Origin of the sequence: Shewanella putrefaciens, from assembly GCF_016406305.1 — a bacterium.
Classification (GTDB): Bacteria; Pseudomonadota; Gammaproteobacteria; order Enterobacterales; family Shewanellaceae; genus Shewanella; species Shewanella putrefaciens_C.
Genome location: NZ_CP066369.1, coordinates 1,334,296 through 1,347,004, shown reverse-complemented (window position 1 = coordinate 1,347,004; position 12,709 = coordinate 1,334,296). Strand labels below are relative to the sequence as shown.

Genomic DNA, 12,709 nt, shown 5'->3' with positions numbered 1-12,709 from the left:
GGCTTAGGTACTCTTAACATAACCAATTCACGCGAGCAGAAGTCATCTCACATGCCCTAAGAAACCTAGGGAAACTAAAAATTGCATGGGATTTTATCACGATACGCAAAAAACGCATCCCTTGCTCACATAAGGGCATCACCCCCATAGCGTTTTGCACTCAGTGAGTGTAAAAAAGCAGCAATAAAATACTATAGGGTTGAAATAAGTCAAATAAGCCCTTATATCCATTTCAAATTGATTCACCGTGCGTATAATGGCGCCACTATGGTAAAGAAAAACTCAAAAAAAGCCGCGCCTGCGACTATCGCACGCAATAAGCGCGCAACCTTCGAATACCGTTTCGAAGAAAAAATGGAAGCTGGCCTGTCCCTTATGGGATGGGAAGTGAAGTCGATCCGCATGGGTAAGGTCAACCTGTCGGACTGCTATGTATTCCTGAAAAATGGTGAAGCCTTTATGCATGGCTGCACTATTATTCCGCTCAATACCGCATCGACACACGTAGTTTGCGACCCGCTTCGATTAAAAAAATTACTCCTAAGCCGCAAAGAACTCGATAAACTTGCAGGCTTAGTCGAACGCCAAGGCTACTCTATTATTCCGATCTCTATGTACTGGCGTAAAGGTGCATGGGTCAAAGTAGAAATCGGCCTAGGTAAAGGTAAAAAAGATCACGATAAGCGCGAAGACACCAAAGCACGGGAATGGGAAGTTGAAAAAGCCCGGGTGATGAAAAAAGAGAAAACGCGCGGATAATGAACAAACGATTGAACTTGTTATAAATGATACTAGGTTATCTTTAAACGACAGGTTACAATCAACTTTCTTGGGGGCGATTCTGGATTCGACAGGATTCACGAAACCCTGGGAGCATGCCGAGGGGCGGTTGGCCTCGTAAAAAGCCGCACAGTTATAGTTGCAAACGACGATAACTACGCTCTAGCCGCTTAATGCCGCTAGCCATCTGACACAGGTCTCTCAAATGGGCAGTGTATACAGATGGTCATCTTACATTTGATAGCGAGGGAACTCCGTCCGGGGGTGAACCGCGAAACAGTACCGGACTCGCCTGATGAAATCCTGTCTTTCGGAGTTTATTCAGGTTAACCAAAAGAAAGACTAAGCATGTAGCGCCTTGGATGTAGGTGTTCTGGACGCGGGTTCAAGTCCCGCCGCCTCCACCAATTTTACCAGAAGGGCTTAACCGCAAGGTTAAGCCCTTTTTGTTTTTAGTGGCGGCAAAATGGCGACAATCAAATACGAACTACCGCTCTTTGGGTTGCTAAGAGTCCTTTTAACTAGATTTGTTTAAATTAAATAGATTAACAGATACAGTAGCAAACCTAACTGAATTAAGTAGGAAAGCCTCAGCTAAAGGGTTTGCTTCAAATACGAGGTAAATACTTAAAGCAAAACCAAATAGAGCCATAGATAAAACGAGGATTGGCAGCATAGCCAGCTGCAGCGCATGAATTAGCACTGTATGCAGTGAACTAGTTACTTAAAGGAATGTCAGTTTTGTGAATTAGCTTCTGGAGGGAGCGATGAGGAGATTTGAAACCGAGCGAGAAATTAGCACACTAAAAATACAACTTCAACAACGATTTTTGACACGACCAGCGAAACATCAAAGAAATAAAATAAACAAATTCAATAACTTGAGCAATTGCACTTCACACTATCCTCACGTTTGGTAAGCAATCCCATCTTGTCGTTTATTGGGGCCTTCTCATAGCCCCTGCTACCTGATGCTTGCTACTAGAAAGCAACGCAACTACCTTGTTAAAATTCCAATCTTCAACAGCTATCTCGTAAACTCCCACACAGCCGAGCAAAGTGGGGCGCCATACTTCTTGGGATGTGTGCTTTTGTATTCAGGTAGAGTGTTCGAAGAATATTTGACTTTAACGTCTGGGAAGTGTTCAGTAACAAGAGCCTCAATCTCACCGTTTCTGGTATCAAAATGATTAATGTCACGATGAGCAACTACGGCAAGAAAGTTCTTTTCGAGCTTATGACCATCAGGAGCTTGAGCACACATCCAAGCAAGTCTAAGCACATCCTTTTTCAAAGACTTGAACGATACTGAACGCTTGAACTCGATGATGTGTCTGTCTCGAAAGGATTTCTTAGATTGGATAACTAAGTCTGCTCTAGTGAGGTTAGAAATTCGGTATTCTTCAGGTACGTCGGACACATCGTAACCAGCGTCTTCACAAATCCTATCTAGGTGTTCTTCCATTGAATACGTAAATGATTCGAAAGCTGCGTGTAAGTAATCCATCACCTTTACAGATAAAAAATACTCTGGAAGCCTATTCACACTATGCCCAGTCAATTTTTCAGCTTGTTCACAGGCATGTTCAATGCCGTTCAAAATCTCATTACGAATAGATGCCATTTTACTTTCCTTGAAAAACAGAGTGATATGTTATACCGATAATATAGTGTTGATTTTAAATAAGTAAATAGCTATGACTACAATCAAAACTTGAATCGCCACTGTTTAGCTCAATTGAGGCATGCCACTAGGTCAATTATTGGGTAATGCTAAGAGTTTAAATTATATAAAATTTGTAAGTCGCAATAACTTTTAGGTACACATATGGGTACATAAATAAAAACTGAATCAATTAAATCCCTTTACAAACAAAACCATACAACACAAATTCAAATGACACCGCCCCATCAAATATAAAACCATAGACGTCCAATAATGATTGGTAACCCCCATGCTCTTAGTTAGATCAGAAGTCACCCCAAGGCTTCATATTAAAGTTTGGTGTAACACAAATAAGTAGCTGTTAGTTGTGAACTTACCATCAGAATAAAGCCGACGTTCTCTATCTAAACCTACTCACTTTTGCACTATAAAGTGTGTGGACTCATTTTGATCTATCTCCGACTCAACTCTGCTTTTCGACCTTGTTGATGCTGCCTTTATATCCGGTGGCATCGACGGCTTTAAGCAGATTATCGAGGTTAACATCCTCTGCGACTGTGACCACGGCTTGCTCGGTTTTCAGGTTTGCCTTGGCTTTAACCACGCCATCGGTTTTGCGAAGGGCTTGATTGACGACTGTGACGCACAATGGGCAGGTCATGCCCTTTACATCGAGTGTGACCAAGAGATTTTCTGCCCAGGTTAATGGCGTAAAAATCAGTAAGGTGATGACTAATAGGGTCGATTGTGTGGTTAATCCTGTGATGAATCGTGTAATACGTGATAATGGCTTCATTCAAACACCTCAAGCAGCCAAGGTAAAACAAAGGGATAGAGTTGGAATGCGAGCACAATTGGCACTGTGAGCCAATAGATAAGCAGCATTTGTGCTCGGCTAAATTGGCCAGTGCAAAGCGGTTTTTTGGCAAAGTATAAGCGCCAAAACCCAAGCAAAATCAGCCCTGTTGACAGTATCAACATAGGCACTTGCAACCAAGCTAAACTCGATAACCCCGACAGCCCCGCCGCAGATACGCCAAACACTAAATAGATTAAGGGCGCGATACAGCAGAGGCTGGAGGCAAGGGCCGCAATCACTGCGGCGGCCATGGTGGCAAACAGCTGTTTAACGCTGCTCGCTTGACTTGTAATCATAGGCAAAGACTTTTGGCTCATAGTAATTTACAGGGTCGCCGTCCACTTCAGCATAGGGATAACCAAAATTGTTGAGCGGAGTCTGCTCCGCCACGGGGAATAAGTCAAAGTCGCGGCCATAATTAAAGCCAACCCAGTTCATTTCCCAGTTACCAAACAGATAGTCATTAACCGCTTGCACCGCAGGGTCGCTGTGTTCCTTATTCTCGGTGAGGCGCATTTTAGTCACATCGGCGGGATCGGCGGGTAACCAGCCATAACCAGCAAGGTAGAACATGGCACGGCAATGTTGGCCGCCGGTGACATCGGCAATGCCTTTATCGTCGGCGCTGCCAAAGGCTTTTTTAGAGTACTGGCCCACTTTAATGGCTTGGCCTAAACGAATACCGAACATCTCACGGGCTGGGATCCCCACGGCGCGCATTAGCGCGACAAATACCGAGTTGATATCGGTACATTTCCCGCCAAGTTTGCCACTCTCGAGGATCGTCGCTACATCACCGGTGCCGCAACCAATCACATTGTTATCGCGGAACATATTGGCGCTGACCCAGTTATAAATGAGTCGCGCTTTTTTCAATGGTTCCGTTTCACCAGCCACGATTTTATCTGCCGTCTGCTTAACAATACCGTCGATTGGCATATGTTTAGTCGGCTGTAAGTAGAGTGCAACATCGGCGGGATAGTGGAGTTTTGTTGGTGTCCGGTAGTGGGTCAATTCCCCTCTTTTTACGGGCTCCCAATCTTCGGTTTCTATCACTAATTCAACCGTTATCGTCATCTTGCCTTTGGCATCGGGCCAAGTGGCAAACAGGGTTTTCGCCCCATAGGCATTATTGGTGCTGATGTAGGCATCTTGGTATGTGCCGTTAAAATCAAGTTTGCGGACCTGTTGAAATGCAGTGTCTTCCGGTAGCGGGATCCATAAATTAACGACGCCCTCGGAGCCATAGGGAGCTTTCAAATCAAAGGTGTTCATCAGGGCAAAACGACGGCGACCCTCTGAGGAAGGGAGTTCAATGGTACTCGATTTAGCGGAAGCTAATACCGGAGTCATCGCCGCTGCGGTCGACAACAGCGCTGCCGTTTTTAGAAAATCACGTCTTTGCATGGAGTACATTCCTTACCATTGATTAGCGTCAGAAAAAGAAGAGAGAACTAAAGTAATGCTCGGCATTATAGGGAGTCCTACATCGAGCACAATAACGCGGCGACCCCAACACTCAAAAACCTACGGCAGAGCACAGTAAGTGCACAAATTCACATTTGTATCAGACAAAATGACCCAACTCATTACGCCTATTTAGGCTCCATAGCAGATAAAGGCATAACGAGTCGTCCACTTTGTACTTCAGCTTTGTTTTGTCAGCCTTTTTATGCAAAAGATGTTAAAGCATTAAACTCATCAACCAAAATACTCAACTTTTGTTGAGTGAAGCGTGAAGACAAACAACCTTGGCCTAATGGGCAATAGGCAGCGCAAAATCACCACTAGCGGTGAAATTGATTAAAAAATAATTGCAATAATACCTAAAAATACAAATAATGTTGCGCAGCCGTTGAGCCTGTCATTCAATTTTATTTGCAAATTACAGACAATGAAAGCCACAGGCCTAAAAATAGCAATTGAAGCCATAGCCCACGTTCACATTTAAGCATTGTAAGGTTGTAACCCCATGATCCCCCAATGGCAGCAGTATATTCAGATCATCAACCAAGTCGTCAAACCCGCATTAGGCTGCACCGAACCCATAGCCGCCGCCTATGCATCGGCCGTGGCACGTGCACTGCTTAATGCAGCGCCTGACTCCATTGCAGTACAAGTATCAGATAACCTCTACAAAAACTCTATGGGCGTGTATGTACCAGGCACAGGCAAAATCGGCCTTGCGATTGCGGCTGCTGCGGGGGCTATTGCGGGTAACGCAGATGCGGGCTTAGAAGTACTTGCCGCTATCACTCCCGAACAGGTCGACCAGGCGCAACGCCTTATCGATGCGGGCCAAGTGAAAGTGGAACGTACCGAAACGGCAGAATTTATCTATTGCTGCGTCACCCTCAAGGCTGGCGATCAAGAAGCGCAAGTAAAAATCTGCGGCGGTCACACCCTGATTGCTGAAAAGCGCCTCAATGGCGAGCCTGTTTACACCTCAGATAGCACCCAATCGGTAGCGACTGGCTCCATCTGTGATGGGGTTGAGATCAATATCGAATCTATCTATAAGTTCGCCCAGGAAGTCCCCTTTGAGGAGATTAAATTCATCCTTAAAGCCTCTGAATTAAATAGTAAATTGTCCGATGAAGGCATGGCGAACCCCTATGGGCTCGAAGTGGGTCGAACCATGAAAAGTGGTATTGCTGCCGGGATCATTGGCGAAGACTTACTGAATAAAATTGTGATGCTCACTGCCGCGGCCTCCGATGCCCGTATGGGCGGCGCCAATCTGCCCGCTATGAGCAATCTTGGCAGCGGTAATCAAGGCATTGCGGCCACTATCCCCGTGGTATTAACCGCACAATGCTATAACGCCAGCGAAGAAAAACTTGCCCGCGCCTTGATCATGAGCCACCTAGGGGCGATTTATATCAAGTCGCACTACCCGCCATTGTCGGCATTTTGTGGCAATACTGTGACCAGCGCAGCCGCCTCTATGGCCATGGTGTATTTGGCGGGGGGATCGTTTGAACAATCCTGTTTCGCAATCCAAAACGTAATCAGCGATAGCTCTGGCATGGTGTGTGACGGTGCCAAAGCCTCCTGTGCCATGAAGGTCAGCACCTCATCCAGTGCGGCCGTGCGCTCATTTCTGATGGCGTTAAGTAGTCACAATGTTTCTGGCCAAGGTATTATTGCCACCGATGTTGAAAAAACCATTAAAAACATAGGCAAAATGGTCCTTAATGGCATGTCATCCACCGATGTCACCATAATCGATATCATGTCGACATAATGGCTTTAATCCGCTGCGATTGGCGGATTGATAATGAAAGGTTGAAATTGTGAAGCTGCAAGATTTAACGCCAACTGATCTAAGTGTGCTCAAATCCATCGAAAATATCGTTGATGGCATTGCCGCCATGTATGGCGAGCACACGGAAGTGGTATTGCATAGCCTAGATGCCAAGCATCCCTCTGTGGTTAAAATTGCCAATGGCCATGTCACTGGGCGTGAAGTAGGGGCTCCGATCACCAATCTTGCCCTGCTGAAGCTAAAGACGGGGCAAGATATCTCTAACTCTTACCTCACGAAATGCGCCAATGGTAAGACGCTAAGATCGATCACGACTGTGATCCGCAACAGTAAAAATCTGCCTATTGGGCTGTTATGCATCAATACCGATATGGATGCACCGCTGCAATCTGTGCTGCGTACTATGATGCCGGATCACCTATTTAGCAGCGAACTCACGAGTTCACCCGAGGTTTTTGCCCGTAATATCGATGAAGCGCTCCACAGCACTATCGATAGCATTAATAATGAAGTTCGCTCGAATCCGGCGATTTCGCCATCACAGAAGAGCCGTGAAATTGTCAATCAGCTCCATGAGTTAGGCATTTTTGAACTCAAAGATAGCACTCAGGTGGCCGCAACCCGATTAGGGATTTCAGTACATTCAATTTACCGTTACCTGCGGGAAATTAAAGCCAACCACGCCTGATCAGGCTTAATGCCATCCGTTAATATCATCAGTTAATACCATCGCTCAAGACCATATCTTTACCATTGCCTAATGCGCTAAAACGGAGCTGAGATGCAACAAATCTCAGCCACATTTTTAGGGTTCAACCACTTCAATAAAGACGATCAGGGTCGGCTTCACCGCCATTACCTAGCAGATCCCAGGTCAACACTTTACCCTCAGGCGTGAGTGCTATCATGTTTGAGATATTGCCACTAATCTCAATAACATCAGTTAAATTAACATCTTGATTATTGACTTTCCAACTCAGCCCACCAGACACCCAAACAGAAAGGCTCCCATCAGTGTGCTTAGCCGTAAATCCTAGGACACTCGGGATAAGTTCGGCAACCTCAGAGACCCCAGCCTTAGGTCCCGCACTGTCCTCCACCACAGTGCCATCCGCCCTCAACGCTGCATAACCCTGATTTAACGTGACTATCTGTGCCACGTCGGTAATCTCTTGCACTATAGGTTCAGCGCTTAAATCGTCCACGCCTTGCCAGCCTATTGCAGTGCCATCCTCACGCAGTGCAACAAACCCCATCTCAGTAGCATAGAGCGCACGTACATGTTGCAACTTTTTTTGCAGGGCAGAAGCATTGGCGCCATGGCGAATATGGCCCCAAACCACGACATCGCCATTCGCTTTTAACGCAGCATAAGCGCCATCATTAGCAACGATTTCAATAACTTTTTCTTGGCTATTGGCTGGCGAGTTAGCTAAGGCTAACGGAAAAAGCACTCGGCTCTCAGGCAAAAAACCTTCGCCCCACCCATAGACTCTGCCATCGGCCATTAATGCTGCAAAGCCAAACGCGGTATTAACCACTTTGATGGCTGAAGTAAACTCACTGAGTCTAGCCAGTTGTTTTTGGCTTTCTTGCCCATCATTGACGCTCCCCCAAGATATTAACTCTCCATTTTGAGTCACGGCAGTAAAGGCACTGGGCCCCGCATAAATAGCTTTAACATCCTTAAGTTTTTCAGCAAGGTACTGGCTCTCACCACCGTGATATGCCGAGCCCCAAGTCACTACCGTGCCATCCTGTTTTAGGGCTGCAAATGCCGCATCATTCATGCTTACACTCAGCACATCTTTCATCTCTGGCGCCGAATAAATCCCCTGGGTTAATTCATCTAAAGACCCATCCACGATAGACCAACTGATCACGCTGCCATCTCGTTTTATGGCGGCAAACAGATCATCACGCATCACAAAATCCGCCACCTGCGTAAGCTTATCTTTGAGTAATGCTGGCGCATCCCCCATATCCCAAATCACCAGTCGATGGTCTTGGGTTAATGCCGCAAAACCACACCGATTTGCCGAAGCAAAAATGGTTTTGACATTGACTAATTCAGCCGCCACTGCGCTATGGTCGCCGCCGCACTGGCGATCGCCCCAGGTCACCACGCTGCCATCTTGCCGAAGTGCAGCAAAAGCGCCCTTATTAGTGTAAATATGGCGGACATTCTCAAGGTTGTTGTCAGTGAGATGGGTATCATCGGCTTGAGCATATTGGCCATACTGAGATCCATTGCCCTTGGGCCCATACTGCTGCAAGGTGTTTTCCATCTGCGTGCGCTGCTCAGGGGAGAGCCCAACATCTTGCTTATTGATACTATTGGTAATCACATGGGTTAACGCGAAGAAAGCGAGCGCAGCGCCCGCCCATGAAACGGAATTCTTATTCACAAAACATCCTTATCGTAACGACAAACTCATACTGAGTTTATACAGGTGCCTTCAACCAAGGGCACACCGCTGTAAAGGCTAAGGATTGTATAAAAAAAACCAAGAAAATTAAATATCTGACGCCTTTGAGGTAAAAACAACAAAGCAGCGAAGGCTCGCTGCTTTGAGAGGGGAAACCTTATACCAATGGTATTAAATAAAGGATTAATCCCTTTGCCCGACTTTCTCTAATCCCCAAACCAGCGCAATGGCCGCCAACATACACACTATGGCAAAGGCGAGCTGCGAAGGTTGGCCCGTCACTTGTTCAAAATTAAGCGGCGAAATATTCTGTTCCAATAACGGCACTTGCTCGCCATGGGAGTTTGTCCGCCAGGTTAAGGTTTCCTTCCACGGCCAAATTTTACCTAAGGTACCGAGCATCAAGCCGGTTAAAAAGACGATAGTCGCATCGTGGTATTTGCGCAGCAACGCCGACAATAAATGGCTGAACGACAGTAATCCCATCACGGCGCCAGCGGCGAAACAGGCCAGAATATCCAGTTGGATATCTTTAGCCGCCGCCAGTACCACTGGATATAACCCTAACAATAATAAGATAAAACTGCCTGAAATCCCGGGTAATACCATGGCACAAATCGCAATCGCGCCGCCAAAGAAGATATTCAAATAACTGGCTTCGACCGACACAGGATTAAGCACAGTAATCGCCCAAGCCGCCAGTACACCCAGGGCAAATAAGCCTAAACGCGCAACAGTAAAACCTCTCACTTGCTTAAGCATATGCACCACAGAAATAATAATTAAGCCGAAAAAGAACGACCAGATAGGGATAGGATGCGTCGCCAACAACCAAGAAATTAACTTAGCAAAGGTAAAGATACTGGTCAGGATCCCCGCCAGCAGACTCACTAAAAAACCGCCATTAATATGGATAAATGCGCCTTTTATCCCCTGCGACTTAATCACGCCCCAAAGCGATGGATTAATGCGTTTTACGCTGTCGAGCAAGGTATCGAGGATCCCCGTAATAAAAGCGATAGTACCGCCCGAAACGCCCGGTACAACGTCTGCGGCGCCCATGGCCATTCCCTTCAAATACGTCAGCAAGTATTTCACTCTGAGTCCTTGTTATTCAATCCAATTCCAGTCGTTAAACGACAAATTAGCCGCAATTATACGGCGTTACGCTTTAAAGCGCGAAATGAAGTTTGCTTAATTAAGCAGGCTGGTATTTGTTGTTACCCTAATGTTACACTCATCCGACCAGAGCGAGTGCAAACCTCACTTAACGCTCACCCAATATCACGCGCGACATTTGCCCAATTAAGGATGACCATGAGCCAGACTGATACTCCCAACACTGCAGAACAAAAACCCAATAAAGTATTAGCGCTCTACCAGAGGACTCGCCGTTATCCCTTTGGCCAAAAAATCTTTTCAATCATGGTGTCACGTATGGCGCCGTACTTTGGCACTATCAAGCCACTGATCACTGAGTTACGCGTTAATCGCTGTGCCTGTTTAATCAAAAAACGCCATGCCGTGCATAACCACATCAAAACCGTTCATGTGATTGCGATTTGTAATGGCCTCGAAATGGCCATGGGCGTGATGGCCGAAGCCTCGATTCCCAAGCATTTACGTTGGATCCCTAAGGGCATGAGTTTGGATTACACGGCTAAAGCGGGCAGCGATATTTTATGTGTCGCCGAAGTCACGCCGGAGCAATGGGTACCCGGCGATATGCTTGTCCCCGTCACCGCCTATGACACCCAAGGAGTGATAGTGGTCAAAGGCCATATCAAGTTATGGATCTCGGCAAAACCACAACAGTAATTGCTGGCGATAACGGCTAAAGTCACTTTCTAAACAGTCACTTGCAAAACAGTCACTTGCTGCTATGCTAAAAATCACACAACCTAGAGGGAATACCAAGATGGATGAATTTTTAGCGGTGGCCATTGAAGAAGCCAAACAGGGACTCGCCGAGGGCGGCATTCCCATTGGTTCTGTGCTGGTTATCGATGGCAAGATTGTCGGTCGTGGTCACAATAAACGAGTGCAAAAAGGCAGCTCAGTATTGCATGCCGAAATGGACTGTCTCGAAAATGCAGGACGATTCACCGCCGCCGAGTACCAAAGGGCGACGCTGTATTCCACCCTCTCCCCCTGCGACATGTGCAGCGGCGCAGTATTGCTCTACGGCATACCTAAAGTGATCGTCGGTGAAAACTCCACTTTTCAAGGGCCCGAAGCCTATGTCAAATCCCGCGGCGTGGATGTCACTGTGGTCGATAATGCCGAATGTAAGCAACTGATGCAGGACTTTATCGCCAATAATCCCAAGCTTTGGAACGAAGATATCGGCGAGTAGCACGTCTTTCTCTGTGTGATTTCCTCTATTTCATTAAGGGCTAACCCCTGCTAGGCTAGCCCTAAAATTAACAGCCAACATGCTTAATAGCGAAAGGAACTCGGCTAACGTGTCAAGCGAAAACTCCCCCCAGGATCCATGGACGACTCCTCCTGAATTCACTAAAGCACAAGATACTTGCCCCATACCCGCCCAGCGTAACGCCAATCTCGATGCCATTCGCGGTTTAGCCGTGTTGGGGATATTTTTTATGAATATCTATTTTATGGGCATTACTTTTTATGGCTATGCGCCCCACGAAACCCAGCCACTGTTAGATCGCATCATCGAAATTTTGAGTAATTTTTTTATCGAGGCGCGCTTTATCAGCCTGTTTTCCATCTTATTTGGTGTCGGGCTTTTCATCCAATATCAACGATTTAGTGCTAAGGGATTTAACGCCTATCCCCTCCTACGTTCACGTTTGAAATGGTTAATTGTGTTTGGCCTTATTCACGGTATTTTTATTTGGTCGGGTGATATCCTATTCACCTATGGGATCAGCGGTTTTTTAGCTTTGTGTTACAGAGAGTTAAGTATTGATGCCCTTAAGCGCAAAGCGAATATTTTCATCTTTATCGCCCTAGTGATTATCGCACTGATTAGCCTGACGGGCAGCGATGAACCTTTTACCCGTGAATCGAACCTATTCACACAGCAATACAGCGCATGGACCTCAAGCTATGCAAATCAACTGCTGTTGCAATTGATGCAAGTGGGCTATATGGCACTTGTTATCCCTTTGACTTTGATGTGGTTTACCGCTGGCTTGATGTTACACGGCATGGCGCTATACCAGCAGGGAACATTTGAGCGGGGATTTAACAAGCCAGAACTCCTAAAGTTAATACTCGCCAGCGTGACACTCTCGCTGCTCGCTACCATCTTAGGGTTATCGCAAAATCCCACCTTAGTGGTGTTTTCAGACGTATTGATTATGCTAAGCGCCATCCCTATGGCACTGATTTATATCCATATCATGGTAAAACTATGCCAAAAAAATCCAAAAAAGCTGACAGCATTGCAAAATGTCGGCAAACTCGCGTTCAGCCTCTATATTCTGCAATCCATCGTTGGCGTACTCGTGTTTAGGCACCTCGCCCCCGAATGGATCTTGAGTCTAGATAGAGGGGAATATATGGTGATGGCGCTCGTTTATTCTGTAGTGCAACTGTTGTTAGCTAGCCTGTACTTACGTTATTTCGAGCAAGGACCGCTAGAAAAACTGTGGCGCCACCTCGCGTTTAAAAAACAGGCGGCACCACAGGAACACCAGTAAGCCTTAACACACAGGCACGAGATAGAGACAAGG

General features: G+C 46.3%; 12 protein-coding genes and 1 other RNA gene. 7 read left to right on the top strand and 6 right to left on the bottom strand.

Annotation, left to right across the window (positions count from 1 at the left end):
* Window positions 1–267 precede the first annotated feature (267 nt).
* The gene (smpB, locus tag JFT56_RS05845) at window positions 268–759 is read left to right on the top strand and encodes an SsrA-binding protein SmpB (RefSeq protein ID WP_007646482.1); all 492 of its coding nucleotides are present in this window, start codon (window positions 268–270) and stop codon (window positions 757–759) included.
* A 72-nt stretch (window positions 760–831) separates the two neighbouring features.
* Window positions 832–1,187: a transfer-messenger RNA gene (gene ssrA, locus JFT56_RS05840) on the top strand.
* Window positions 1,188–1,807: 620 nt separating this feature from the next.
* Here the strand turns inward: ssrA and JFT56_RS05835 are convergent.
* The 4 genes from JFT56_RS05835 to JFT56_RS05820 all read right to left on the bottom strand — a co-directional run bounded on the left by JFT56_RS05835 (window position 1,808) and on the right by JFT56_RS05820 (window position 4,712).
* A complete protein-coding gene (locus JFT56_RS05835) occupies window positions 1,808–2,404 on the bottom strand; it encodes a hypothetical protein (protein WP_198782753.1) in 597 nt (198 codons plus the stop codon).
* A gap of 505 nt (window positions 2,405–2,909) precedes the next feature.
* On the bottom strand, window positions 2,910–3,242 hold the full coding sequence (locus JFT56_RS05830) for a heavy-metal-associated domain-containing protein (protein ID WP_233095572.1): 333 nt from the start codon (window positions 3,240–3,242) through the stop codon (window positions 2,910–2,912).
* Window positions 3,239–3,556 carry a hypothetical protein gene (locus JFT56_RS05825; RefSeq protein WP_198783500.1) on the bottom strand — a complete coding sequence of 106 codons (318 nt, stop codon included), beginning with the start codon at window positions 3,554–3,556 and terminating at the stop codon, window positions 3,239–3,241. Before JFT56_RS05825 ends, JFT56_RS05830 begins: the two co-directional genes overlap by 4 nt.
* A gap of 16 nt (window positions 3,557–3,572) precedes the next feature.
* Window positions 3,573–4,712, bottom strand: a complete 1,140-nt coding sequence (locus JFT56_RS05820; protein ID WP_198782752.1) for a transglutaminase-like domain-containing protein — start codon at window positions 4,710–4,712, stop codon at window positions 3,573–3,575.
* A gap of 565 nt (window positions 4,713–5,277) precedes the next feature.
* On the opposite strand from JFT56_RS05820, the gene JFT56_RS05815 reads away from it, so the two are divergent.
* Both JFT56_RS05815 and JFT56_RS05810 read left to right on the top strand, forming a co-directional pair.
* Window positions 5,278–6,552: a serine dehydratase subunit alpha family protein gene (locus JFT56_RS05815; RefSeq protein WP_198782751.1), complete on the top strand. Its 1,275-nt coding sequence runs from the start codon at window positions 5,278–5,280 to the stop codon at window positions 6,550–6,552.
* Between the two features lie 49 nt (window positions 6,553–6,601).
* Window positions 6,602–7,261 carry a helix-turn-helix transcriptional regulator gene (locus JFT56_RS05810; protein ID WP_198782750.1) on the top strand — a complete coding sequence of 220 codons (660 nt, stop codon included), beginning with the start codon at window positions 6,602–6,604 and terminating at the stop codon, window positions 7,259–7,261.
* Between the two features lie 133 nt (window positions 7,262–7,394).
* Here JFT56_RS05810 and JFT56_RS05805 read toward each other — a convergent pair whose 3' ends face one another.
* Window positions 7,395–8,981 (bottom strand): hypothetical protein, encoded by a 1,587-nt coding sequence (locus tag JFT56_RS05805; RefSeq protein ID WP_198782749.1) that lies wholly within the window; start codon window positions 8,979–8,981, stop codon window positions 7,395–7,397.
* 204 nt (window positions 8,982–9,185) lie between these two features.
* Window positions 9,186–10,100: a DUF368 domain-containing protein gene (locus JFT56_RS05800; protein ID WP_198782748.1), complete on the bottom strand. Its 915-nt coding sequence runs from the start codon at window positions 10,098–10,100 to the stop codon at window positions 9,186–9,188.
* A gap of 219 nt (window positions 10,101–10,319) precedes the next feature.
* Here JFT56_RS05800 and JFT56_RS05795 point away from each other — a divergent pair, with 219 nt between their 5' ends.
* The 3 genes from JFT56_RS05795 to JFT56_RS05785 all read left to right on the top strand — a co-directional run bounded on the left by JFT56_RS05795 (window position 10,320) and on the right by JFT56_RS05785 (window position 12,676).
* Complete coding sequence (locus JFT56_RS05795) at window positions 10,320–10,820, top strand: hotdog fold domain-containing protein (RefSeq protein ID WP_198782747.1); 501 nt, start codon at window positions 10,320–10,322, stop codon at window positions 10,818–10,820.
* A 100-nt stretch (window positions 10,821–10,920) separates the two neighbouring features.
* Window positions 10,921–11,358, top strand: a complete 438-nt coding sequence (locus JFT56_RS05790; protein WP_198782746.1) for a nucleoside deaminase — start codon at window positions 10,921–10,923, stop codon at window positions 11,356–11,358.
* 79 nt (window positions 11,359–11,437) lie between these two features.
* Entirely contained in the window at window positions 11,438–12,676 is a 1,239-nt protein-coding gene (locus JFT56_RS05785; RefSeq protein WP_198782745.1) for a DUF418 domain-containing protein, read from the top strand.
* Window positions 12,677–12,709 lie beyond the last annotated feature (33 nt).